The sequence below is a fragment of the Rhodococcus sp. DMF-1 genome (assembly GCF_021441945.1).
GTDB lineage: Bacteria > Actinomycetota > Actinomycetes > Mycobacteriales > Mycobacteriaceae > Rhodococcus > Rhodococcus ruber.
In genome coordinates, this window is record NZ_CP090442.1 from 4,111,172 (window position 1) to 4,133,962 (window position 22,791).

General features: G+C 70.4%; 25 protein-coding genes. 7 read left to right on the plus strand and 18 right to left on the minus strand.

What is annotated here, in order from left to right; genetic code table 11:
* Positions 1-9: 9 nt before the first annotated feature.
* From LZP97_RS18795 to LZP97_RS18830, 8 genes are all read right to left on the minus strand, one after another.
* Entirely contained in the window at positions 10-735 is a 726-nt protein-coding gene (locus LZP97_RS18795; protein WP_017680068.1) for an ABC transporter ATP-binding protein, read from the minus strand.
* Positions 719-1,537: an ABC transporter ATP-binding protein gene (locus LZP97_RS18800; protein ID WP_010594043.1), complete on the minus strand. Its 819-nt coding sequence runs from the start codon at positions 1,535-1,537 to the stop codon at positions 719-721. The genes LZP97_RS18795 and LZP97_RS18800 overlap by 17 nt, the downstream gene beginning before the upstream one ends.
* The gene (locus LZP97_RS18805; protein WP_048771415.1) at positions 1,534-2,520 is read right to left on the minus strand and encodes a branched-chain amino acid ABC transporter permease; all 987 of its coding nucleotides are present in this window, start codon (positions 2,518-2,520) and stop codon (positions 1,534-1,536) included. Before LZP97_RS18805 ends, LZP97_RS18800 begins: the two co-directional genes overlap by 4 nt.
* Entirely contained in the window at positions 2,517-3,407 is an 891-nt protein-coding gene (locus LZP97_RS18810) for a branched-chain amino acid ABC transporter permease (RefSeq protein WP_010594045.1), read from the minus strand. Before LZP97_RS18810 ends, LZP97_RS18805 begins: the two co-directional genes overlap by 4 nt.
* A 96-nt stretch (positions 3,408-3,503) precedes the next feature.
* Positions 3,504-4,688: an ABC transporter substrate-binding protein gene (locus LZP97_RS18815; protein ID WP_010594046.1), complete on the minus strand. Its 1,185-nt coding sequence runs from the start codon at positions 4,686-4,688 to the stop codon at positions 3,504-3,506.
* A gap of 105 nt (positions 4,689-4,793) precedes the next feature.
* A complete protein-coding gene (locus tag LZP97_RS18820) occupies positions 4,794-6,044 on the minus strand; it encodes a hypothetical protein (RefSeq protein ID WP_017680070.1) in 1,251 nt (416 codons plus the stop codon).
* Entirely contained in the window at positions 6,041-6,358 is a 318-nt protein-coding gene (fdxA, locus tag LZP97_RS18825; protein WP_010594048.1) for a ferredoxin, read from the minus strand. Before fdxA ends, LZP97_RS18820 begins: the two co-directional genes overlap by 4 nt.
* 66 nt (positions 6,359-6,424) lie before the next feature.
* Positions 6,425-7,633: an MFS transporter gene (locus LZP97_RS18830; protein WP_228287127.1), complete on the minus strand. Its 1,209-nt coding sequence runs from the start codon at positions 7,631-7,633 to the stop codon at positions 6,425-6,427.
* A gap of 113 nt (positions 7,634-7,746) precedes the next feature.
* Between LZP97_RS18830 and LZP97_RS18835 the strand changes: the two genes are divergently transcribed.
* Entirely contained in the window at positions 7,747-8,505 is a 759-nt protein-coding gene (locus LZP97_RS18835) for a M50 family metallopeptidase (RefSeq protein ID WP_010594050.1), read from the plus strand.
* On the opposite strand, the gene LZP97_RS18840 is transcribed toward LZP97_RS18835, so the two are convergent.
* Positions 8,506-9,156, minus strand: a complete 651-nt coding sequence (locus tag LZP97_RS18840) for a cyclase family protein (protein WP_048771412.1) — start codon at positions 9,154-9,156, stop codon at positions 8,506-8,508.
* Positions 9,157-9,254: 98 nt separating this feature from the next.
* Positions 9,255-10,670: an FUSC family protein gene (locus tag LZP97_RS18845; RefSeq protein ID WP_048771409.1), complete on the minus strand. Its 1,416-nt coding sequence runs from the start codon at positions 10,668-10,670 to the stop codon at positions 9,255-9,257.
* A gap of 72 nt (positions 10,671-10,742) precedes the next feature.
* On the opposite strand from LZP97_RS18845, the gene LZP97_RS18850 reads away from it, so the two are divergent.
* Positions 10,743-11,255 carry a MarR family winged helix-turn-helix transcriptional regulator gene (locus LZP97_RS18850; protein WP_010594053.1) on the plus strand — a complete coding sequence of 171 codons (513 nt, stop codon included), beginning with the start codon at positions 10,743-10,745 and terminating at the stop codon, positions 11,253-11,255.
* Between the two features lie 111 nt (positions 11,256-11,366).
* Here the strand turns inward: LZP97_RS18850 and LZP97_RS18855 are convergent, their stop codons facing one another.
* Positions 11,367-11,843 (minus strand): hypothetical protein, encoded by a 477-nt coding sequence (locus LZP97_RS18855; protein WP_040271101.1) that lies wholly within the window; start codon positions 11,841-11,843, stop codon positions 11,367-11,369.
* Between the two features lie 75 nt (positions 11,844-11,918).
* Positions 11,919-12,734, minus strand: a complete 816-nt coding sequence (locus LZP97_RS18860; RefSeq protein ID WP_017680074.1) for a DUF72 domain-containing protein — start codon at positions 12,732-12,734, stop codon at positions 11,919-11,921.
* A gap of 108 nt (positions 12,735-12,842) precedes the next feature.
* Between LZP97_RS18860 and LZP97_RS18865 the strand changes: the two genes are divergently transcribed.
* A complete protein-coding gene (locus tag LZP97_RS18865) occupies positions 12,843-13,436 on the plus strand; it encodes an HdeD family acid-resistance protein (protein WP_010594057.1) in 594 nt (197 codons plus the stop codon).
* A 30-nt stretch (positions 13,437-13,466) separates the two neighbouring features.
* Here LZP97_RS18865 and LZP97_RS18870 read toward each other — a convergent pair whose 3' ends face one another.
* Positions 13,467-13,877: a TIGR03618 family F420-dependent PPOX class oxidoreductase gene (locus LZP97_RS18870; RefSeq protein ID WP_010594058.1), complete on the minus strand. Its 411-nt coding sequence runs from the start codon at positions 13,875-13,877 to the stop codon at positions 13,467-13,469.
* 155 nt (positions 13,878-14,032) lie between these two features.
* Between LZP97_RS18870 and LZP97_RS18875 the strand changes: the two genes are divergently transcribed.
* The gene (locus LZP97_RS18875) at positions 14,033-14,353 is read left to right on the plus strand and encodes a GYD domain-containing protein (protein ID WP_010594059.1); all 321 of its coding nucleotides are present in this window, start codon (positions 14,033-14,035) and stop codon (positions 14,351-14,353) included.
* 80 nt (positions 14,354-14,433) lie between these two features.
* On the opposite strand, the gene LZP97_RS18880 is transcribed toward LZP97_RS18875, so the two are convergent.
* On the minus strand, positions 14,434-15,297 hold the full coding sequence (locus LZP97_RS18880) for a LysR family transcriptional regulator (protein WP_048771407.1): 864 nt from the start codon (positions 15,295-15,297) through the stop codon (positions 14,434-14,436).
* Positions 15,298-15,373: 76 nt separating this feature from the next.
* Here LZP97_RS18880 and LZP97_RS18885 point away from each other — a divergent pair, with 76 nt between their 5' ends.
* Positions 15,374-16,618, plus strand: a complete 1,245-nt coding sequence (locus tag LZP97_RS18885) for an MFS transporter (protein WP_010594061.1) — start codon at positions 15,374-15,376, stop codon at positions 16,616-16,618.
* Between the two features lie 60 nt (positions 16,619-16,678).
* On the opposite strand, the gene LZP97_RS18890 is transcribed toward LZP97_RS18885, so the two are convergent.
* Positions 16,679-17,272, minus strand: coding sequence for a TetR family transcriptional regulator (locus LZP97_RS18890; protein WP_017680078.1), 594 nt, complete (start codon positions 17,270-17,272; stop codon positions 16,679-16,681).
* Positions 17,273-17,819: 547 nt separating this feature from the next.
* Here LZP97_RS18890 and LZP97_RS18895 point away from each other — a divergent pair.
* Both LZP97_RS18895 and LZP97_RS18900 read left to right on the plus strand, forming a co-directional pair.
* A complete protein-coding gene (locus LZP97_RS18895) occupies positions 17,820-18,743 on the plus strand; it encodes an SDR family NAD(P)-dependent oxidoreductase (protein WP_017680079.1) in 924 nt (307 codons plus the stop codon).
* Positions 18,744-18,840: 97 nt separating this feature from the next.
* Positions 18,841-19,665, plus strand: coding sequence for an IclR family transcriptional regulator (locus LZP97_RS18900; RefSeq protein ID WP_048771404.1), 825 nt, complete (start codon positions 18,841-18,843; stop codon positions 19,663-19,665).
* Positions 19,666-19,745: 80 nt separating this feature from the next.
* Here the strand turns inward: LZP97_RS18900 and LZP97_RS18905 are convergent, their stop codons facing one another.
* The 3 genes from LZP97_RS18905 to LZP97_RS18915 all read right to left on the minus strand — a co-directional run bounded on the left by LZP97_RS18905 (position 19,746) and on the right by LZP97_RS18915 (position 22,777).
* The gene (locus LZP97_RS18905; RefSeq protein WP_040269870.1) at positions 19,746-20,351 is read right to left on the minus strand and encodes a PaaI family thioesterase; all 606 of its coding nucleotides are present in this window, start codon (positions 20,349-20,351) and stop codon (positions 19,746-19,748) included.
* A gap of 88 nt (positions 20,352-20,439) precedes the next feature.
* On the minus strand, positions 20,440-21,567 hold the full coding sequence (locus LZP97_RS18910; RefSeq protein WP_010594067.1) for an acyl-CoA dehydrogenase family protein: 1,128 nt from the start codon (positions 21,565-21,567) through the stop codon (positions 20,440-20,442).
* A gap of 1 nt (position 21,568) precedes the next feature.
* A complete protein-coding gene (locus tag LZP97_RS18915; protein ID WP_003938756.1) occupies positions 21,569-22,777 on the minus strand; it encodes an acyl-CoA dehydrogenase family protein in 1,209 nt (402 codons plus the stop codon).
* Between the last annotated feature and the right edge of the window lie 14 nt (positions 22,778-22,791).

A 22,791-nucleotide genomic window follows, 5' to 3' on the forward strand; every position in this document is an offset into this window, starting at 1 on the left:
GTTCTCGGTTCAGTTGTCGGTTCCGGTCAGCGCGGCTTCACCGAGGAAGGCCAGCACCACCGACGAGTGGTTGCGCGCCTCGTCGACCGGCCCGGAGTACACCGATTCACCGCGGTTGACGACGACGACGTCGTCCGCGATCCGCATGCCGGCCTCGGCGTTCTGCTCGACCATGAGGACGCCGATGCCACGGTCGGCGATGGTGCGCACGCTGGCCATGACCCGGTCGACCACGGCGGGGGCCAACCCCATGGACGGCTCGTCCATGAGGATGTAGTCGGGCTGCGACATGAGGCTGCGGCCGAAGGCGAGCATCTGCTGCTCGCCGCCGCTGAGCAGGCCGGCGGGGCCGGACTGCCGTTCCTCCAGGATGGGGAACATCTCGAACACGGTCCGCATCGACTCCTCGCGGGCCTTCTTCGACGCCACCAGGCCGCCGATCTTGAGGTTCTCGTACACGGTGAGCGAGCCGAACACCTTGCGCCCCTCGGGCACCAGCGAGATGCCGCGCTTGAGGATCCGGTGGGCGGGCCATCCCTTGATCGACTCCCCGTCGACGAGGACGTCGCCGGAGGTGGGCGTGGTCAGGCCTGCGACGGTGCGCAGCGTGGTGGTCTTGCCGGCGCCGTTGGCACCGAGGACGAGCGTCACCCGTCCCGGCCGCGCGGTGACGGACACCCCGCGTACCGCACTGACCTTGCCGTAATCGACGTGCAGATCACGAATCTCGATCATCGTTGTCCTGCTTTCCGAGATAGGCCTCGCGCACCGCCGGATCGCGCACCACGTCGGCGGGGGCACCGGAGGCGATGAGCTGTCCGGAGTTCATGGCGAACAGGTGATCGCAGACGTCCACCATCATCTGCACGTCGTGTTCGACGATCAGCTGGGTGAGTCCTTCCGCACGCAGGTCGGACATCAACCGGCCGATCTCCTCGCGTTCGAAGCGATTCATGCCGGCGGTGGGTTCGTCGAGCAGCAGCAGCTTCGGCGACATCACGATCGCGCGGGCGATCTCGACCCGGCGCTGCAGGCCGTACGAGAGCTGACCCGGACGCAGCTTCTCCTTGCCGTCGAGTCCGGTGCGTTCGAGCGCGGTGTGCACGGCCGCCTCGGCGGCGTCGCGCTCGGTACTGTCGACCCGTCGCCACCACCGTCGCGGTCCCGCGATCAGGTCGTGCCCGAGCTGGACGTTCTCGTGCACGGTGAGATCGTCGAGGAGGCGGACCGTCTGGAAGGTGCGTCCGATGCCGAGCCGGGCCACCTGCTCGGGCCGGACGCCGGAGAAGTCGCGGTCCTCGAAGTACATCGATCCACGGGTCAGGGGCGTGAGCCGGGTGACGGCGCCGAGCAGGGTGCTCTTGCCCGAACCGTTGGGCCCGAGGATTCCGGAGATCAGACCGCGCTCGAGACCGAGGGTGATGCCGTCGACGGCCTTGATGCCGCCGAAGTGGACCGCGAGGTCCTCGACCCGCAGCACCTGGTCCGGAACCCGCCGGCCGGGAACGCCCTCGTGGGGAACGGCTTCGGTGGTCATCGCGATTCTCCTGTCGGGGCGGAGTGGGCGCCGGTGCCCGCGAGTTCGGCACCGAGTTCGGCGGCGGCCTCGTCGTCGGCGGCGTCGGCGCGACGTTCCGCTTCGGCCTCGTCCTCGAGCGCCGCGCTGTCGCGGCGGGCAGCGCGGCGACGGTACAGGTCGGTGACGACGCCGGTGATGCCGCCGGGCATGAAGATCGCGGCGATGGCGACGATGATGCCGTAGACGATGCTCTGGTAGGTGCCCACCTGCTCGAGCATCACCGGCAGCCAGGTGAAGATGAGGGCACCGATGAGCACGCCGAGCCAGGACCGGGAGCCACCGACGATGATGATCGTCAGCGCGAGCACGATCAGCGGGAAGCCGATGTTCTCCGGGGCGATGGCCGTCATCATCAGGATGTTCAGGGCGCCACCGAGCGCGCCGAGCACACCGCTGATCACGAAGGACATCCGGCGGTAGCGGGCGACGTTGATGCCCATGGCCGAGGCGAGTTCCGGGTCTTCGCGGACCGCCTCGATGCGCCGGCCCATGCTGCCGCGCTCGCTGAAGATCATCGCTGCGACGACGACGGCGCAGACGACGGCCAGGTGCGGAACGGAGATCTCCGGGGTGGTGAGCACGCCGAACAGGCCGACCGAGCCACCGGTGAGTTCACCGCCGTTGTGGGCGACGACGGTGACGATCATGACGAACGCGACGGTGGCCATGGCCAGGTACAAGCCGGTGAGACGTTGCAGGATCAGCGAGAGCAGGTATCCGGTGACCGCGCAGATCGCGACGATGGCGACGGTCGCGGAGATCGCGTCGAACCCGTAGTGCAGCACGAAGATCGCGGTGCCGTAGGAGCCCATGCCGTAGAACGCGGCGCCGGCGAAGGAGAACACTCCCATCCGGAACTGGATCTGGATGCTCAGCGCGAGCAGCAGGACCGTGAACGTGCTCTGGATGAGGACGATGTTGGAGAAGTAGAAGTCGCTCATACCCGTCGCACCTCCTTCCTTCCGAAGATGCCCTGCGGCCGCAGCAGCAGAACCACGAGGATGAGGCCGAAGCCGACGGCGTCGACCCAGCCGCCCCCGGTGTAGCGGAGCACCAGGACCTCGGAGAACGCGAGCACCATGGCGCCGAGGGCGGCGCCGCCGGTGCTGCCCACGCCGCCGAGGATGATGATGGCGAATGCCTTGATGAGCAGGGTTTCACCGCTCTCGGCCGTGATGGCGCCGAGGTTGTAGGTGAGCAAGGCACCGGCGAGACCGGCGAGGCCGCCCGACACCGCCATGGTGAGCAGGGACAGCTGGCGCCGCTTGACGCCCATCAGTTCGGCGGTCTCCGAGTCCACGCCGATCGCCCGCAGGGCGAGGCCGTGGCTGGTGTTCTTGAGCCAGAAGGAGATCGCCAGCGTGAGGATCAGGGCGCAGCCGAGCACGATGAGTCCCGTGCTCGTCAGTCGCAGGCCGCCGAGGGTGTAGACCGACGTCTCGTACGAGCTGCCGAGGAAGCCGAACGGCTCGCTCAGCGTGCGGAACTGCACGATCGCCACCGGGATGGTGCCGATTCCGATACCGCCGATGAGGATCTGCAGCTCGGCCGTCCGCTGGTTCTTGGCCCGGCGCAGGATCGGCTGGAACGCGAAGACGTCGATGGCCGCGGAGAGCGCGGCGCCGACCACGACGGAGATCAGGCAGACGGTGACGAGCCCGAGCCCGACGTTGGAGACGATCTGGGAGGCCACGAACGCGGAGAACATGAAGATCCCGCCGTGGGCGAAGTTGAGGATGTCGATCGTTCCCCAGGAGATGCTCATTCCCAGGCAGAAGAGCAGGTAGATGGAGCCGAGCACGAGTGCGTCGATCACCAGCTGTGACATGACCCCTGCCTTCCTCCGGCCGGGTTGCCCCGGTGACTGTGCGATGTTCCGGTCATTCGTCGAACTCCTTGGTGCACGGGTGCGGTGAGGTCCGCACTATTCCGTCGATTCCTGGCCGTCGAGCAGCACTTCTTCCGTGCCGTTCCATTCGACGAGCACGCCGTCGACGCGCATGTCGTTGCCTTCGAAGCGCACCGGCCCGAGCGCGCCGTCGAAGCCCTCGGCCACGACCTGCTCGAGACCGCGCTGCAGGTCGTCGCGGGACGCACCGCCCGAGTTCTTGGCGGCGTGGGCGAGCATCCAGGTCGCGTCGTAGCCCTCGGCGGCGTAGTTCAGCGGGTTCTCCCCGTTGTACTTGGCGCGGTACGCCTCGACGAACTGCTGGGACGTCTCGTCCTTCTGGTGGAAGCTGAAGTCGGTGGCCCAGTACATTCCGGCTCCCGCGGCTCCCGCGGGGGCGAGGTTGCCCGCGCCGGCGGCCGGGTTGCCGACGACGGGGCCGGTGTAGCCCGCCTGACGCAGCTGCGACATGGCGGTGGAGTTGCCGGCACCGACGAGCAGGACGATCACGGCGTCGGGATTCTCGCCGGCGATCTTCGTTGCGGTGGTGCCGAAGTCCTGGGTGGTGGCCTGGACGGAGGTGCTCGACAGGATCCGGTAGCCGTACTTGTCCTGGCCCTCGGGGATGGTCTTCTCCCCGAGTCCCGCGAGGGTGACGTTGCCCGCGTTGTAGAGCACGCTCACGGTCTCGACGCCCTGCTGCTGCAGCCGCTCGAGCGCCTTGACGAAGTAGGTCTCCATCGGCGCCGTCGCGCGGTAGGTGTAGTCGCCGATGACGACGCCCTCGCTGCCGGACTGGGTGAAGATCGTCGGCAGCCCGGCTCGCTCCACGAGCGGGGCGATCGCGACGGCGTGGGCGCTGAGGACCGGGCCGAGGAGGGCACTGACGCTCTTGTCGGTCAGCGCCTCCGTGGCCTGACTGACGGCGGTCTGCGTGTCGCTCGCCGAATCACGCTTCTGCAGAACGATCTTCGAATCGCCCAGATATTCCTGGTCGTTGATCTCCTGGATGGCGAGCTCGATGCCCCTGAGCTGACTGTTCCCGACGTACGCCGTGGTGCCGGTCTGGTCGGTCACGGAGACGACCTTGATCTCGGCCGGTAGATCACCGTCGGCGACGGTGCTGTTCCCCCCGGAACTGCAGGCGGCCGCGAAGAGGACGCCGAACGCGCTCGCGGCACCGAGCAGGCGGCGCCGGACTTTCCGGTCGACTCGAGACATGTGTGCACCTTCCGGTCGAATGATATGCATCATTAGTCGTGATGCCCGTCACAGTAGAGCCACGTGCGGGAAATGTCCAGAGTTCGATCCGAACATGCGCAGGAATTATCGGCGGGTGGGGACGGCTACGGGAGCCACGGCGACGGCCGGCGCCCACCGCCCCCGCCCTGCTGCCGCGACGGCCACGCAGAACAGCACAAAAATCGTTACCGCACCGGCGGATCCGTAGGAGTAGCCCCACGCGGACGACAGCGCGCCGGCCACCAGGATCATCACCGCCGCGAAGCCGTACGACGAGCATGCATACAGCGACGTGCTCCTCCCCTGCTCCACCGGCGTCATCCCGGCGGTGAGCAGGATGAGGCCCTGCGCGTAGGCGAACCCCTGGCCGATGCCCCACAGGAAGCTGCCGGCCAGCACCGGCCACAACGTGTGCGCGAGGAGCCCGGCGGCGACGAGCACGCCGCCGCCGGCGAGCAGGAGCAGGCACAGGCCGGGCCCCGGGGCGCGGCCCGCGGCCCGGGCGACGTAGGGACCCAGCCAGGCGGTGACGAGCAGGATGATGGCCGCGAGGACGCCGATCACCAGCAACTCGGATCCGATCCCGTCCCGCAACGCGGACGGCAGCACGCCGACGGCGATGCCGCCGACAGTCCACCCGGCCGCCCCCAATCCGTAGGCGGGCAACGCGTTCCGGGACGACCCGACGTCCGGGTGGGACGGGAGAGGCCCGGGCGGCCGGGAGGGCTCGTCGTGCCGGAGGGCGGCGAGCCGGCGCCTGCTGCGCCACAGCGCGGCGGCGAGCAGCAGTCCCGAGAGCACGAGCGAGACGGCATGCAGCCGGTATATGAGCACGGTGGGTTCCGGAAGCAACTGGGCGACGGTGGCCGCGGCGACCAGACCGAGGAACGAGCCGGCGATCGCGCCGGTCGCCGCGAGGGTGCGGCCCGCGTCACCGCGCGCCGCCACGGCCAGCGTGGCGGCGGATCCCGTTGCGAGCCCGACACATGTTCCGGTCAGCGCGCGACCGACGAAGAGCAGCCAGGCCGTATCCGCCCCGGACCACAGGGCGACGTCGCCGAGCAGCCCGACGACGAGCGCCCCGGGCAGAACGGCCCACGCGAACCGCCCGAGCGAGGTCCGGCTCACGAGCAGGAACATCGACACCAGGGCGACGAAGTACGTCACGAACAGGGCGGCCAGCACGAACGGGGACAGGCCCAGATGATCCTCGTACAACGGGAGGATCGGCCCCGGAATGTTGGACCCGACGACGGCGAACGTGAAGGCGGCCGCCACCGCGGCTCCGAGGAGCACCGAACCCCGGCCGGGTCGGTCCGCCCGGACCGCGATCATGCCCGTACGGGCAGACTCTTCACCGACGGCGGGTCGTACTCGGTCTTTCCGATCTTGGAAGCGCCGCCCGGCGAGCCGATCTCGACGAAGAAGTCGGCATTGATCTGGGTGTAGCCGGCGCGGTCCTCGGGGACGTCGTCCTCGAAGAAGATGGCCTCGACGGGGCAGACCGGCTCGCACGCGCCGCAGTCGACGCATTCCTCCGGGTTGATGTACATCATCCGGCCGCCCTCGTAGATGCAGTCCACCGGACACTCTTCGATGCAGGCCTTGTCGAGGACGTCGACACAGGGCTCGGTGATGGTGTAGGTCACTGCGCACTCCTCCGATTCGATCACCGCGTGATTTAAGTCATAATCATATTCATTGATTGCGGGGTGTCAATGGGTGTCGGCTGCGAGTGCCTCGACGACCGGCCTGCGGCGCATCACCGCGACCCCGGCTCCGCACACGCAGGCCAGGAAGAACCCGCAGAAGGCGTAAGTCGCGGGACGCAAGCCGATTCCGTCCGCCAGAAACCCCAGACCGAGGATTCCCGACCCGACGGTGGCGTATCCGGCGAGCCACACCATGGACACCACCTCGGCGGTCCGCCCCTCCGGGGCGTACCCGCGTGCGAGGGTGAGCCCGGCGAGCTGCGCCAGGCTCTGGCCCAGACCCGCCGCGACCGCCGCCACGACGATCACGGGCACCGAGGCGGCGCCGACCGCCACGGCGATGAGCACCGCGGCCAGGGCGGAGACCGAGAGTCCCACCACCGCGACCCGGTAGATGCCCATCCGCCGGACGAGGAACTGAGCCCCGGCACCGGCACCGAAGACGACGAACGACACCGCGCCGGCGAGGGTGCGGCTGTCGTTGCCGAGCAGGTCGGCGATCAGGGCCGGGCCGAGGGAGATGAACAGCCCCGCCAGCGCGAAGGGGCTGCCGGCCACGGCCATGGCCAGCACGACGGTTCCCGCGATCTCGCGCGGGATACTCGGCAGCTGCACCCAGCGCCCGCTCACCCCGGCCGGGCGACCGCCGACGGCGGTCAGCGGTATCGCGGCTGCCGCCAGGGGAACGATCAGCACCAGGAAGACCAGGTGGGTGGGCGCCGGCGCCACGTCGGCCAGCACCCCGGAGAGCAGCGGCCCCACGGCCGACCCGGCGACGGGTGCTGCGCTCGCATACAGCGCCGCGCGCCCGCCGCGACCGGGGCCGAACGCGTCGGCGATCGCCGCCGATCCCGCCGCGCCGAATGCCCCCGAGGCGAGGCCGATGAAGAACCGCCCCGTCTCGAGCCACAGCGGCGTGCGGGCCGTCGCGAACACGAGGCAGGCCACGATCGCGAGGCCCAGGGCCGGCAGCAGGACGGCTCGCCGCCCGAACCGGTCCGACGCGCGCCCACCGAACACCAGCGCCACCACCGATCCGACGATGTAGCTGACGAAGATGAGGCTGACCGTGCTGGGTGGGAACCCCATCTCGCGCTGCCACACCACGTACAGCGGGGCCGGGGCGTTGCTCGCGGCGAACACGAGGAACACCGAGAGTGCGATCCACGACGGCCGGGCCACCCGGCGCCTTTCCAGAATCCCGACCGACACGCGGCCTCCCTATTGATATGAATGATTAGCCTAGAGAGTGGCACATTACCGGCGCCCGTGGAGCGAATTGCCGGACCGTACGATGGCGGACTCCCGACAGAAAGGTGCCGCCTGTGGACCCCGAGGCCGACCCGTCCACACCGCTCGAGTCCTTCGCCTCCGCCGTCCGCGCCGGCTGGCACGCCGTCAGCGCGGTGAGCGAACCCGCACCGGCCGGGCTCGTCGTCCTCACCGCGGCCGTCGCGCTGGTGCTGGTGTCGGTGCGACCGCTGTGGCTGGTGACCCGGCACGTGATCACCCAGGCCCACGAAGGCTCGCATGCGCTCGTCGCCCGGCTCGTCGGCCGGCGGCTGGCGGGCATCCGCCTGCACAGCGACACCTCGGGAGTGACCGTGTCCTCCGGCAATCCGCGCGGTCCGGGCATGATCGCGACCGCGTTCGCCGGGTACACCGGCCCGGCCGTGCTCGGATTCGTCGCCGCGACGCTCCTCACCACCGGCCGGCCCGCGGCGGTGCTGTGGTCGGTACTCGCGGCCCTCGCCCTGCTGATCCTGTTGATCCGCAACTTCTTCGGATTCGTCTCGGTGCTCGCGGTCGGTGCGGTGATCGGAGTCGCCGCGTACTACGGCGACGAGCTGGTGCGCTACACCGTCGCGTACCTGACGACCTGGGTGCTGCTGTTCGGCGCCACCCGGCCGGTACTCGAACTGGCGCGCACCCATCGGCGCGGCCGCGGGCAGGGTTCCGACGCCGATCAGCTGCGCTGGCTCACCCGCGTACCGACGGCCGTGTGGATCGTGGCGTTCGCGGTCGTCACGCTCGGCACCGCGGCATACGGCACCGCACGGATCGTCGCGGCGCAGGTGCCGTGATCACGGTTCGAGTTCGATCGCCACGGCCCGCACCGGCGCACCGTCCGCACCCTGCAGCCGCAGCGGAAGGAGACTGATCAGCGGATCGGGAAAGTCGACGAGTTCGAGGTTGCACAGGTTCTCGCACACGATGCCGCCGGCCGCGGCGACGAGCCGATGCGCGGAAAAGTCGGCGCCCAGAGCGGAGTCGATGCTCGGGGCGTCGAGGCCGACGGCGTGCACGCCGCGTTCGAGCACCCACCGGCACGCGTCCGCCGCCAGGTAGGGATGCTCGAAGTAGGTATCGGTGTCGTAGTGCTCGGCCCAGCCGGTATGCACGAGGACGATGTCGCCGGGCCCCGGCTCCGGCCCGCCGGCGAGGTGCCGCGGGGTCACGGCGGTACGCGGCGGCAGGCCCCGCACGTCCAGGACGACTCCCCGGCCGACGAAGCGGTCGAGGGGAACCTCGTCGATCGGGGCGGCCCCGGCGCGCATGTGCAGCGGCGCGTCGACGTGGGTTCCGGTCTGCGAACCCATCTCGATCCGCAGCAGGTTGTACCCGTCGCGCTCGAGCGTCGCGTGCGGGCTCAGCACCGGGACGGGATCTCCGGGATAGACCTGGGTGTCGCCGGAGACGGTCCGGCTCAGGTCGACGATCCGGCGCACGCGCATGCGCCGATGCTAGACCCGGTGCGATCGACCCCGTGCGATCGTGCCCCGCCGATGCGTCGCAGCCCGGGCGTCGGTCCGGGGCTCTCGCGCCAGGGGCGCTATCGTGCGGGCCGCAGGTGGTGCCGGTCGGCACGGTCGATGGTGAACGCCGCGACGAGCACACCGAGCACCACCCCGACGAGCGTGTCGGCGATCCGGCTCATCGCGATCTCCGGGCCCAGGCTCTCGCCGAGCCCGGTCAGCAGCAGGGCCATCGCGGTCACCGCAACGGACGTCGCGGCATAGTTCTTCATCACGTACAGCTCGGCGACGACCTGCAGCACCACGATCGCCAGCGCGTACGGCCAGTAATCCAGGGACAGCGCGATCAACGCCGCCGCGAGCACGGCGCCCGCGACGTTGCCGAGCAGACGCTGGATCGCCCGCTGCACGGTCTGCCGGTAGTTGACGCCCTGCAACGCGGCCATCGCACCCATCGTCGCCCACAGCGGGTGGTGCAGACCCGCCGCGGCGGCGAACCAGCCCGCCAGGAGCGCGGCGAGGAGCACCCGGCCGGCCCCGACGAGGATCGCGCGGTCCCGCAGCCGCGCTGCTCCGTCACGCACGAATCCGACGGGCCGGGCGGGGACGGGTGCTCCGGTCCCGTCGACACGCGGAATGGCGATGTCGCGGCGGACTTTCCGAAGTTCGGCCTCGAATCGGGCGAACTCGGCCACTCGATCGGGCACGGCGTCGGACTCGGCCTCGTCGACGACGGCACCGGCCGCGGCGAGCAGCGCGAGGAGTTCGTGGGTGTGGACGCCGGTTCGGGAGCCGAGCGCGACGACGTCGTGAGCCCGGGCGATCGCCGCGCGGGCGCCCGGCACCGCACGGTGACCGTCGCGCTCGATCGCCGCGACCGCCGCGAGAGCGCGGGCGACGGCGATCCGTGCGGGCCCGTGCGGGTGATACAGGGCGGGGGCCATCGAGACAACCCATCCCACAGCGACTCCCACGGTCGCTGCAACAACCGCGTCCCGCAGGTCCGTGGCGGTGCGCGCGAACCCGGCCGCGCCGGCGGCCGCGAAGACCAGGATGACCGGACCCGGCCCGGACAGCCGGAAGGCACCCAGAACCCAGAAGGCGAAACCGGCCGCCACCGAGAGCACCGCGATCTGGGCCCACATCGGCACCGCGCCCGCCCCGACCCCAGCGCCGAGCGCGACGTAACCGACCACGCCGAGACCGACCATCGCGATCTTGCCGGCCAGCCGCGGATAGGGCTCGTAGCGTCCGAAGGCCGAGGCGAGTGCGCCGAGGGCGGCGAAGCCGGCCAGGTGCGGCAGGTGCAGCAGGCCGCCTCCGACGAGGGCGACGAGCACCGCTGTTCCCACGCGCAGCGCCGGGGCCACGGTGGCATCGGCACTGCGGAATTCGAGCGCCTCGCGCCACGCTGCGGACGACAGCGAATGCGCGAGCGCGGTCCTCGAGTGCCTGAGGCGGCCGTGGTCCGGGATCGGGAGGGAGGGGTGCACCGCTCCAGTGTAGATATTTCAGAGATAAATTAAATGTGAATTGAGTGTGAGACTCCTCGCTAGGATGGACCCATGTCGGACACCGCCCAGCCCGAGGACTTCGTGGATCACGTTCGGCTCGGCTGGGCCGAGACGCACCCCGGCTTCGACACCCGCCCGATCGACGTCATCGGCCGTATCACCCGGATCAGTTCCCTCGCCCTCTCCCAGCTCGACCGGGAACTCGTGCCGAGCGGCGTCACACGCCCCGAGTTCGAAGTGCTGTGCGCGCTGGCGCGCAGCAGCACGCCACTGCGCGCCAGCGAGGTCACGTCGGTCACCGGGTTGAGCGGCGCCTCCACCACCAAGCACGCCGACCGCCTCGTCGGGCTCGGGCTGGTCGAACGCCGGCGTTTCGAGCGCGACGGCCGCGTCGTCCTGCTCACCCTCACCGAAGCGGGCCGCGCCGTGGTCGACGCCGAGTTCCCCCGCCGCGTCGAGCGTGAGCGCCGCATGCTCGACGGCTTCACCGACGACGAACTCGACACCCTCACCGCGCTGCTGCGACGGCTCACCCGCGCGGTCGAGGACCACACCCGTCACTGAGGCGGGACGTCGGGACATCCCGGCCGTCAGTGCAACCCGACCGTCAGTGCAACCCGACCGTCAGTGCAACCCGACCGTCAGTGCAACCCGACCGTCAGTGCGACCCGACCGTCAGGGCATCTCGACGGTCTCGGCGCGTTCGATCTCCCCGAGCGCGCGACGCAGGTACGTGCCGGGGTCCACCCGGCGAGCCGCCAGCAGGCCGGCCAGCACGATCAGGCCGGCCCGCAGGTATTCGTCGGGGCGAGCCTTCGGTGCGTCGTGGTCGGACACCCCGAGGGTTCCGGTGAGCACGGCCACCACCGTGTCCGGGTGCAGCGACGGCAGCCACGCGGCCCCCGTGCGCGCGCTGCGTTCGAACACCGCCTGCACGTCCTCGCCGGTCAGCCCGTCGGGGTGCAGCTCCTCGAGCAGCTCGCGCATCATCGTCGCGTGCACGCCCGCGACCTGCTCGTACGGCAGCGCTACCAGCTCGGTCGTCGCGTCCTCCCAGGCCGCGGCCGACCGCGACCGGGCGGCGGCGAGCGCCGCGCTGGTGTGCTCCGCGATCTCCCGCGCGAGCTGCGGCCAGTGCGTGGGCCACACCATGTCCTCCTCGGGTCGCCGATGCTCCCGGCGAGCGCCGGCGCGTCACGACGAGCCTGCCATGCGGCACCGACACGGTCAGCCGACGCGGCGCTGCAGTTCGAGCGCGTCCCAGGGCGCGTAGCCCTTGATGTCGTTGTCGAAGTACACGTACACGTCCCGCCCCTCGGAACGCCAGCCACGGATCCGCGCCGCCCACTCGTCCAGCGTCTCGGGGGCGTACCCGCTCGCATACAGCTCGGTGTCTCCGTGCAGTCGCACGTAGACGAAATCGGTGGTGGCCTCGGTCAGGAACGGGAACCGCCCGGCTGTGTCCGCGACGACGAGGGCGACGTCGAGCCGGGCCAGCAGTGCCGCCGAAGCCGGGTCCGTGAAGCTGGGGTGACGCACCTCGAGCGCGTACCGGAGGGGCCGGTCCGCCTCGGTCTCCGTCCACGCCCGCTCGCCGGGAACCTTCTCGGTGTGGCGCGCGGCGAGTGCCGCGGCTTCGGTCGTCGAGGCGGGTAGCCGCTCGACGAACCCGGCGATCAGCTCCGGCTCGAATGCCAACGAGGGCGGCAGCTGCCACAGCACGGGCCCCAGCTTGGGGCCGAGGGCGAGCACACCGGACGCGAAGAAGTTGGCGAGAGCGTCGTCGACGTCGACGAGGCGCTTCATGTGGGTGACGTACCGGCCGCCCTTGACGGCGAAGACGAACCCGTCCGGTGTCTCGTCCCGCCACCGCAGAAAGCTCGACGGCCGCTGCAGCGCATAGAAGGTGCCGTTGATCTCGATCGATCCGAATCGCTCCGCGGCGTACTCGAGTTCGCGGCGCTGCACCAGCCCCGCCGGGTAGAAGTCGCCGCGCCATTCGGCGTACCGCCAGCCGGAGATCCCGATCCGCACCCGAGCCATCGCTCCACGGTAACGCTCGTCACGACTGGGAATCGGATCGTCATTCGGCAGGCGGCAGGGGCGGCACGGGCCTACGCTGTGCCCGAACTACGAGACCGCATCCTAGGAGTGGCCGTGTCCGAGAGAGCTTTCACCGCAAACGATCAGTTCAGTCCCCTGTTCAAACAGATGTGGTGGTTGGTGCTGATCCGGGGCATCCTCGCCGTGTTGTTCGGTGTCGTCGCCCTGGTGTGGCCGGGGATCACCGTCTGGGCCCTGGTGGTGGTGTTCGGCATCTACGCCATCGTCGACGGCGTCGTACTCGTCTACCACGCGATTCGCGACCGGGCCCGCCTCGACGGCTGGGGCTGGTGGCTCGCGATGGGCCTGGTCTCCATCGCCGCCGGCATCGTCGCCCTCGTCTGGCCCGCGGCCACCGCACTCGTGGTGCTGTACATCATCGCGTTCTACGCGATCCTGTTCGGCGTCACGGGCATCATCGGTGCGCTGAGCTTCCGGAAGGTCCCGAACTCGGGGTGGGGCTGGTCGCTCGTCGCCGGCATCCTCGCGGTGCTGTTGGGTGTCGTGCTGCTGATCTTCCCCGGCAGCGGCATCATCAGCCTGATCTGGCTGCTGGGAATCTACGCCATCCTCTTCGGCGTGCTGCTGATCGTCGTGGCCTTCCAGGTTCGGAAGGTGGCGAAGGAGGCCGGGCTCGTGTGAGCCCGGCCCCGGGCCGGCGGAGGAGCTGTGTCAGGCCGCATCCTTCAGCCGGCCCCAGGCATGCCAGCGGTCGATCTCGATCCAGGCACTGACCCGCGGCCGGTTGCGCACCCCGTAGGGCTTGCCGGTGTAGTGCCGCGCCACGCGGTCGATGTCGGTCAGCTCGGGGTCGTCGACGAACTCGACGACCCGCCCCTGGATGCTCACGTGGGTCACCCAGTCCGCCGGGTCCATCGCGCTCAGGCTGACCCGGGGATCGCGGCGCAGGTGGTCGAGCCGCTTGCGCCCGGCATCCATGTTCACCAGGATCCGGCCGTTCTCGAACAGATACCAGGTGGGCACCGACACCGGATGCCCGTCGGCCCGCACCGTACTGATGGTGGCGTAGTTCGGCTGGGCGAGCATCTCGGCGACGGCCTGCGGCAGCGGCGGTCTGGGCACGGCAGTGGTCCTCTCGTCGGAAACGGTCGGGCGGTCCGGTGACGAACCTACGCCGGTTCGGCGCGAAACCGCCCCACGACGGAGCGAGCGGGTCGACGATGGAGGGGGCACCGAGCCCGGCCGTGGAATGGCCCGACAGCCGAGGAGTCGAGAACATGCCGAAGTACCTGTGGCAGGTCACCTACACCCCCGAGGGCGCGCAGGGTCTGCTCTCCGAGGGTGGTTCCGTCCGTAGTTCCGCCATCACCGAGATGGTCGAGAGCGTCGGTGGCAGCGTCGAGTCCGTGCACTTCGCGCTCGGCGGGCACGATCTCTACGTCATCGGGGAGGTGCCCGACGATCTCGCGGCGGCCACGCTCGAGTTCCGCACCCGGGCGTCGGGCATCGCGCGTTCCGTACCGATCCGGTTGCTCACCCCCCAAGAGATGGACGACGCGGTGCATCGCAACGCCGCCTACCGGACGCCGGGGCACTGAGCGGGACGCTCCCTCACTACTGAGCGGGCCGCTCCCCCACACTGCCGAGCGTCCCGCTCCCCGTCGGGCGGACCGCCGGGTCAGAGCAGGTCGAGGAACAACTGCGCGGCCGTCGAGGACGGGGCCGGGGCACGGCACACCAGTGCCAGGGTGCGGTGCGGTGGCCCGGGCCGCAGCCCGATGCGGTGCAGGCCACTGCGTCGCGCGATCGGTTCCGGGATGACGGCGACCCCGAGACCGTGGCGGACGAGATCGAGCAGGCGATCCATGTCCCCGACGCGGAACGTCACGTCGCGGTGCACGCCCGCGCGGACGAACAGCGCCTCGACCGTGGTCTGCAGGCCGGTGCCGGCCTCGAATTCGATGAACGGGTACGGCTGCAGCTCCGCGGGATCGATCGCCCCGACCGCGGCGAGCGGATGGCGGGGCGCGACCACGGCGGTGAGTTCTTCGGTGTAGGTGCGGAGTGTGACGAGGCCGGCCGGGAGCGGACGCGCGTCGAGGGCGACGAATGCGAGGTCCAGTTCTGCGGTGGCGAGGGCGTCGAACAGTTCGGTGGTGGTCGCCTCCCGCAGCGCCACCTCGATGCCCGGGTGAGTGCGGTGCAACTGTGCGAGCAGCGACGGCAGATCCGCGGCCCGGAATGTCTGCACGGTGCCCACCGCGAGGGTGCCGGCCTCGCCGCTTTCCAGTCTCGCCACGGCTGCGCGGGCCTCCGCGGCCTCGCGCAGCAACCGCTGCGCGTAGGGGTAGAGCGTTCGGCCCGCCGCGGTCGGGAGCACCGACCGGGTGGTGCGCTCGAACAGCGACGTCCCGAGTTCGTTCTCGAGCGCCCGCACGGACGCGCTGAGCGCCGACTGCGACAGATGCACCGATTCGGCGGCCCGGGTGAAGTGCCCGAGGTCGGCGACCGCCACGAAGTGCCGCAGCTGCCGTAGTTCCATTCATCGACCTTATCGCTCGGATTCATCGATTCATCCCGTTGGACACATCAATACCGGGGCCCGCAGGATCGGTGCCATGCAGTCCACGTCCACCGGCGCCCCGACAGCCCGGATGCCCCGCGGGCTCGTCGGCGCGATGGCCCTGGCCTCCGGTCTGGTGGTGGCCAACAGCTACTACGCTCAACCGCTCGTCGGCGCCGTCGCCGACAGCCTCGACGCCTCCACCACGCAGGTCGGATGGGTAGTCACCGCGGGGCAGATCGGGTACGCCGCCGGCCTGGCCCTGCTGGTGCCGCTGGGCGACATGGTCGAGCGGCGACGGCTGCTGCGACGCATGCTCGTGCTCACGGCCGCCGGCCTGCTGGTCATGGCCTGGGCACCGAGCTGGCAGATCCTCGCCGCTACGGCCGTGCTCGTCAGTACCGGATCGGTCGTGGGCCAGATCCTCGTCCCGTTCGCTGCGAGCCTGGCCCGGGACGACGAACGCGGACGTGTGATCGGAAACGTGATGACCGGCCTGCTGCTCGGCATTCTCCTCTCCCGCGTCGTGGCGGGCCTGGTGGCGGAGATCGCCGGGTGGCGAGCAGTATTCGTGCTCGCGGCGGTCCTGATGCTCTGCACTGTGCTGCTGGTGCAGTCCCTTCCGGTCCTGCCGCCGGCGACCACCGCCGGCTACCGCACGGTGCTCGCCTCGGTGGTGTGCTTGATCCGCGACGAACCCGTGCTGCGCAGCCGCATCGCCTACGGTGCCCTGACCTACGCCTCGTTCGGGGTGTTCTGGACCAGTGTCGGCTTCCTGCTCGCCGGACCGGGGTACGGGTGGTCCGAGGCCCGCATCGGGATCTTCACCCTCGTCGGGGTCGCCGGCGCGCTGGCAGCACGGACGGCCGGCATCTTCGCCGACCGCGGCTACGCGCGCCGGCAGACGGGTCTGTTCGTCGCCGCCACCGCGGTCAGCTTCGTGTTCCTCGCCTTCGGCGAACAGCACGTGCTCGCACTCGCGGTGGGCGTCGCCCTGCTGGACCTGGGCATCCAGGGAACGCACATCAGCAACCAGAGCCTGATCCAGCCGTTGCGGCCCGACGCCCGCAGCCGCCTGAACACCGCCTATATGACCTCCTACTTTCTCGCCGGCTCCCTCGGCAGCGCACTGTCCACGGCTGCCTACCTCACCGGCGGATGGCGTGCGGTCTGCGTCCTCGGAGCGGCCTTCCCCACCGCGGGTTTCGTCCTCTTCGTCCGGGAGTTCCTGCGGCGGAACCGGTGTGCTTCCGGAGCGGAGTCACGCGACGACGGACACTCGACGGGTGTGCAGAGGTGACCGCCGTGGACGCGTGAGTCTTTGCATCAAAACGGGATTCGTCTTCCTTGTGGGCATTCGTCAGCTCGTGACGGGACGGCCGCTCAGGACCAGCCGGCACACGTCCTCGACGTTGCGCAGCGCCTCGGCGAACCTGATGCGATCCGTCGTCCACAGCATCAGCGAAGTGAGCATGGTGCTGCCGATCGCCAACGACGCCAGCCGGGCCCGCTCCGCCGGAATCCCCTCCATCGCCTCGAAGACGGCCGAACGGTTGACCGCCGACCGCTCGACCAGAGTCTCCACCACATACGGATCCCGGGAGGTCTGCAACTCGACCTCCAGACGGGCGAAGTGCGGGCCCCGCTGGAACGCCTTCATCTGCCGCACGTACAACCGGACGACACGCTCCACCGCATCCTCCGCGCGGGCGTCGCGGTCGGATCGGCGTCGGCGCTCGGTGGCGAGCCGCTGCGACAGGCGGTCGTTCCACGCCACCATCGCGGCGGCGAGCAGTTGCGGCTTGGCCGGGAAGTACCGGTACAGGGTGCCGAGCGCCACTCCGGAACGCTCGGCCACGTCCCGCATCTGGATGCTGTCCGGGCCCGTCTCCTCGAGCATCGCGACGACGGCCTCGGTGATCCGGTCACGTCGCCGCAACTGCGCGGGCGTCATGTCGTCCGGGCTCATGGGCACGCCGGCGGCTGCGGTACTCACCCGCGCAGACTAGCGTGCCCCCGCGGCAGCGACGCCGGGGTCACAGCCCGAGGTTCGTCGCGACGATTGTCTTCATGACCTCGCCGGCGCCTCTCCTCCGGGATACGGAAGCCTGGTGACGCCGAGACCGCCGCCGCCGCCGCGTCGCACCCCGGGCCGGCACGGTCGCGACCGGCAGTCCCGGTCAGTGAAATAGAATTGTGTTCTACTTCTAGAGGTCCTGTATTCCAGAAGTGGGGTACTTGAACGAGCACCGTCCTGGGTCGAATGACCAGCGAGCCCCGGATAGGGAGGAACATGATTCTATTGAATGCGCCCCCGGGGCGGCTACGCTGCGAGGCGGACACCCGGCAGCCTTCCCGGCACCGAGCACCCGAAGTCGTGCGCTTCCCGTCGACGGGATCGACCACCGGAGGTGCGAGCCGCCCTGCAGGACAGTCCGGGCCCGTGCGGGCCACTCGTCCCCGGCCCACGAGGCCGGCATCCACCGAAGCAAGGAGACGCCGTGAGTGACACCGACCTGACCGGCCGCACCGCCGTGGTGACGGGAGCCGGGTCCGGCCTGGGCCGGGCCGAGGCACTGGCACTCGCCGAACGGGGCGCGGCTGTCGTCGTGAACGACATCGGAGCCGCTGCACACACCGTCGCCGCCGAGATCGAGGAGCGAGGCGGCAGGGCGATCGCCGTCGAAGGTGACGTCGGAACCTGGTCGATCGGCGACCGTCTCGTCGACGCGGCCGTCGACCAGTTCGGCAGCCTCGACGTCGTCGTGAACAACGCCGGCATCATCCGTGACGCGATGCTGGTCACCATGACCGAAGCGATGTGGGACGACGTGATCCGGGTGCACCTGAAGGGGCATGCGGCACTGACCACCGCGGCGGCGAGATACTGGCGTGCGCAGTCGAAGTCGTCGGACTCCCCGGTGTACGGACGGCTGATCAACACCACGTCGGAGGCGTTTCTCTTCGGTGGGGCGGGGCAATCGAACTACGCCGCCGCCAAGTCCGGGATCGTCGCCCTCACCCTGGCCGCGGCACAGGGGTTGTCCCGCTACGGGGTCACCGCCAACGCCATCGCCCCGAGAGCCCGCACGGAGATGACCGCGCACGTCTTCGACGAAGACCCGTCCGGTTCGCCCGTGGACATCCTGGCTCCCGAGCGGGTGGCAACCTTCGTCGCCTACCTGGCGTGCCCGGCGTCGAGCCGCGTGAACGGGCAGGTCTTCGTCGTCTACGGCGACATGGTGGCGCTGATGGCGCCGCCGGTGGTGGAGAACCAATTCACCGCCGGATCCGGGGTCTTCACCGTCGACGAACTCGACGCGCAGGTCTCCGGATACTTCGCCGATCGTCCCGCCGACCGTACATTCTCCGCCCGCAGCGTCGCAGCCCTGGACACCACCGGCGTGCGCACCAAACTCGCATGACGGCATCCCGCCGGGGCGGGGGGATGCCGGTGTTCCGCATAGCGCACCAAGCAAGTGCTAGGTAATGTGAGGCGAAGGAGGCCAGACATTGACTGTGATGCATAGTGACCCGATTCCGTTGCCGGACATGCCGCGCGAGCAGCGCCCCAGTGTCGCAGAGCGGTTCACCCAGATCCTCGACGTCTTCGTGTCCGGTCCCGACCGGATGTTCCTCGAGGAGATCACGGCCGCCACCGGGTTGCCCCGCTCGACCGTCTTCCGTCTCCTCACCCAGCTCGTCGACCTGCACTGGGTCGAACACGACTCCCGCGGATACGGCCCCGGCCTGCGGATGCAGACGATGGCCCGGCCCCGGGACTACTCGCAGCTGCGCGCCGCGGCCGCGGGGATGCTCAACGACCTGCAGATCGGCACGGGCGGTGTCGCGCACCTGACCGTGCTCGAAGGCTCGTCCGTCTACTTCCTCGACCGGATCGGGGGCGCGGCCAGCGCGGGCATCCCCTCCCAGGTGGCGACCCGGCTGCCGGCCGAGAGCACCGTCAGCGGACGGGCGCTGCTCGCCGGCCTCGAGCCGGAGCGGGTCGACGCACTCATGACGGCGGGACCGCACGTGCGGTCCCGGGCCGACCTGTCGGCCCTGCACGAGCGCCTGAACCGCGTGCGCCAGCGGCAGGGTCTCGCGTTCGTGCCCGGCCACTCGTGCCCGATGTCCATCAGCGCCGTCGCCGCACCGGTCGTCGGCCCCGACGGCGTCGTGGGCGCGATCTCGGTGGCGTGCCGCGGAACGGTCGAACTCGCCCACATCGCGCCGATGGTCTGGGCCGCCGCTCGCCGCACCTCACAGGTGCTCACTCCCGGCCGGTCCGGTTCCACCGCGCGCACCCGCCTGTCGCACCGAACACGCGTGGGTGTCGTGAACTAGAACGGGGGCGGCGCGCCGGAGGTCGTCCGGCGCGCCGCGAATTCACTCTTTCCGCAGGCTGTTCCGCCGGCGGGCACTGCTCACGTCTCGACGCGGACGAACACTCCCCGCGCCTCGACCGTGCGCTCACCGCGGCACTCGATCCAGCCCTCGGCGACGGTCTTCCGGCCCTCGGTCTCGACGATCCGCGAGTACAGATCCAGCGGCTCGTCGAGCGGCGTGCGCCGCAGGTAGCGCAGGTCGAGCGACGCCGTCAGCGAACGGCTGCCCCGGGCCTGCATGAGGGTGCCGAGCATGCAGTCCAGCAGGTGGGCGCTGAACCCGCCGTGCACGCTGTCGGGTGGGCCCTCGTGCAGGGCGTTCGCGACCAGCCGGGCCCGCGCCTCGTCCGCGCCGAAGTGGATCTCGAGCGGAATGCCCATCGGGTTGTGGGTGAACAGCGCCCACGGCTCGCGCCCGCCCGTGTCCCGGGACCGCGACGGTCCGTCGAACGGGGGACGCAGCACCCGCGGACGCGGCCGGCTGCCGAGGGTCTCGGCCAGTTCGGCGATCGTTGCGCGGGCGGCGCGGACGGTGTCGGCGTCCGCCGTCGTGGTCGCCGCGGCCAGCATCAGCGCGCGGGTCGCGGCGACGAGCTCCGCGGTCGCCTCCCGCAGGTCCGCGGGCACGTCGACGGTACGGGTCATCGGGAGCCTCCTCCGGCGCCCCGGCGCGCGAGCGCCCGGCCGATGCCGCGCCCGGCGCCGGTGACGAGCGTCGGGCGCCCGGCGGTCGTCACGCGGGTGCCCCGATCCGGGGCGCAGACCCGAGGACGTCGCCCAGCGCGGCCGCCGTGGCGTCCGCGCCGCCGAGGGTGAAGCACAACTGCCGTCCCCACAGGAAGTAGCGGTGGATCGGGTAGTCCACGTCCGCACCGATACCGCCGTGCAGGTGCTGCGTCGCGTGGACCACCCGCAGACCGCCTCGTGACGCCCACCATTTGGCGACGAGAACCGCGGATTCGGCCTCCTGCTCCCGTCCGGCGTCGAGCAGCCACGCCGCCCGCCGGGTGGTGAGCCGGATCGCCTCGGTGTCGAGGTAGGCATCGGCCGCGCGCACCGCCACCGCCTGGTTGGTCGACAGTGGCCGGCCGAATTGAATTCGCTGCGAGGTGTATTCGGCCGTCGTCTGCAGCGCCTGTTCGCACACGCCCAGCTGCACCGCGGCGAGCGCGAGCTGGATCCGGCGGCGCACCCAGGCGACCGTCTCCGCGCCGTCGCCCGGCAGACGATCGACTGCGGGCACGACGACGTCGTCGAACCGGACATTGGCGAAGCTGCCCCGGTCGGTCGCGGCGACCGGTTCCACCGTGACGCCGTCCGCCCCGGTCGGTATCACCACGACGGCGAGCGAACCGTCGTCGCACCGGACCGGAACGGTCGCCGCGGCGGCCACGGCTGCGGCGGGCACACCGGCGACGGTTCCGCTGACGACCAGGTCGTCGCCCTTGCTCACCGCCGACAGCGACGTGAGTTCACCGTAGGGGGCGTCGAATGCCGCGACGATCGGCCGGGAGCCGTCGACGATGCCGGGGACCAGGCGTTCGACCTGCTCGGCCGTGCCGAACCGGACGATCGCCGAGGCGGCCGCCGTCACCGACCACAGCGGTACCGGCGCCACGTGCCGGCCCTGCTGCTCGAGCACGGTGATCAGGCCGAGCAGACCCATCCCGGCGCCCCCGGACTCCTCCGGCACCGCGATGCCGAGCAGGCCCGCGTCGGCGAGGGCACCCCACAGCGTCGCGTCGAAACCGCCCTCGTTCTGCTCCACCTCGACGACCCGCTCCACCGGCGCGAGCTGCCGGAAGAGCTGGGACGCCAGATCCTGCACACTCGTCAGGTCCTCGTCGAGTTCGAAATCCATGTCAGCTCCTCGTGCTGGTGGGGGCGTCGGTGCGGCGACGGGCGGCGAGCGTCATGCCGAGGCACTTGGCGGCGACGATCTCGCGCATCACCTCGTTGGTGCCGCCGCCGAACGTGTTGTTCTGGGCTCTGCGCGCCAAGGTTTCGACGCGTCCCTCGACGACGGCTCCGGGGCTGCCGGGCCGCAGCAGGCCACGGACACCGAGGATCTCCTGCATCTTGCCGTAGGCGGTGACGACCGCCTCGGTGCCGAAGATCTTGGCGGCCGCGGAGTCACCGCCGCCGAGGGTGTTCGCGGCGACGTCCGCGACGAGCCGGAGGTTGACGAGGTCGGCGGCACTGAGCAGTGCGTACGTCTCCGCCAGATTGGTACGTACCCAGGGCAGGTCGTAGACGGTCCCGGCGCCCAGGGGCTCGGACTGTGCCCAGGCGAGCACGGCGTCGTACAGCTCGTTCGCGATGCCGCCGCGGGCCGCGAGCGCGACCCGCTCGTGGTTGAGCTGGTTGGTGATCAGGCCCCAGCCCTGGTTCAGCTCGCCCACGACGTTGGTCAGCGGCACGCGGACGTCGTCGTAGTAGGTGGCGGAGGTGCTGATGCCACCGACGGTGTGGATCTCGGTCACCGAGAACCCGGGCGCCGACGTCGGTACCAGCACCACCGAGATGCCCTGGTGCCGCGGCGCGTCCGGATCGGTGCGGACGGCCAGCCAGATCCAGTCCGCGTAGACGCCGGCGCTGGTGAAGATCTTGTTGCCGTTGATGACCAGTTCGTCGCCCTCGATGCGGGCGCGGGTCTGCAGCGAGGCGAGGTCGGTGCCCGCGTTCGGTTCGGTGTAGCCGATGGCGAAGATCAGTTCACCGGCCAGGATCGGCGGCAGGAAGAAGTCCTTCTGCGCCTGGGTCCCGTGCTTCATCAGCGCCGGCGCGACGGTGTTGAGGGTGACCAGCGACAGCGGTGCGCCGGCGCGGATCACCTCGTCGTAGAACACGTACAGGGCCTCGGGATCCTCTCCCCGGCCGCCGTATTCGGTGGGCCAGCCGAGACCGAGCCACCCGTCGCGGCCCATCCGTCGCAGGATGCGGTCGAACACGGGTCCGCCCTCGGTCTGGTCGACGAGGGCGCGCCGGTCGTCGTCGTCGATGATCTCGGCGAAGTAGTTGCGTAGTTCGGTGCGGAGCCGACGGGAATCGTCGGACAGTTCCGGGTGCATAGCCCCTCCAGGTG

Coding starts and splice junctions, on each gene's coding strand:
- LZP97_RS18840 (WP_048771412.1), bottom strand. CDS start 9,156: ATGCGCGTGCGCCGGATCGTCGACCTGAGCCGGACCGTCTCCGGCGAC.
- LZP97_RS18900 (WP_048771404.1), top strand. CDS start 18,841: ATGCATAGTGACCCGATTCCGTTGCCGGACATGCCGCGCGAGCAGCGC.
- LZP97_RS18880 (WP_048771407.1), bottom strand. CDS start 15,297: ATGGAACTACGGCAGCTGCGGCACTTCGTGGCGGTCGCCGACCTCGGG.
- LZP97_RS18850 (WP_010594053.1), top strand. CDS start 10,743: ATGTCGGACACCGCCCAGCCCGAGGACTTCGTGGATCACGTTCGGCTC.
- LZP97_RS18805 (WP_048771415.1), bottom strand. CDS start 2,520: ATGAGCGACTTCTACTTCTCCAACATCGTCCTCATCCAGAGCACGTTC.
- LZP97_RS18915 (WP_003938756.1), bottom strand. CDS start 22,777: ATGCACCCGGAACTGTCCGACGATTCCCGTCGGCTCCGCACCGAACTA.
- LZP97_RS18810 (WP_010594045.1), bottom strand. CDS start 3,407: ATGTCACAGCTGGTGATCGACGCACTCGTGCTCGGCTCCATCTACCTG.
- LZP97_RS18905 (WP_040269870.1), bottom strand. CDS start 20,351: ATGACCCGTACCGTCGACGTGCCCGCGGACCTGCGGGAGGCGACCGCG.
- LZP97_RS18855 (WP_040271101.1), bottom strand. CDS start 11,843: ATGGTGTGGCCCACGCACTGGCCGCAGCTCGCGCGGGAGATCGCGGAG.
- LZP97_RS18860 (WP_017680074.1), bottom strand. CDS start 12,734: ATGGCTCGGGTGCGGATCGGGATCTCCGGCTGGCGGTACGCCGAATGG.
- LZP97_RS18820 (WP_017680070.1), bottom strand. CDS start 6,044: ATGATCGCGGTCCGGGCGGACCGACCCGGCCGGGGTTCGGTGCTCCTC.
- LZP97_RS18890 (WP_017680078.1), bottom strand. CDS start 17,272: ATGACGCCCGCGCAGTTGCGGCGACGTGACCGGATCACCGAGGCCGTC.
- LZP97_RS18800 (WP_010594043.1), bottom strand. CDS start 1,537: ATGACCACCGAAGCCGTTCCCCACGAGGGCGTTCCCGGCCGGCGGGTT.
- LZP97_RS18875 (WP_010594059.1), top strand. CDS start 14,033: ATGCCGAAGTACCTGTGGCAGGTCACCTACACCCCCGAGGGCGCGCAG.
- LZP97_RS18910 (WP_010594067.1), bottom strand. CDS start 21,567: ATGGATTTCGAACTCGACGAGGACCTGACGAGTGTGCAGGATCTGGCG.
- LZP97_RS18795 (WP_017680068.1), bottom strand. CDS start 735: ATGATCGAGATTCGTGATCTGCACGTCGATTACGGCAAGGTCAGTGCG.
- LZP97_RS18815 (WP_010594046.1), bottom strand. CDS start 4,688: ATGTCTCGAGTCGACCGGAAAGTCCGGCGCCGCCTGCTCGGTGCCGCG.
- LZP97_RS18885 (WP_010594061.1), top strand. CDS start 15,374: ATGCAGTCCACGTCCACCGGCGCCCCGACAGCCCGGATGCCCCGCGGG.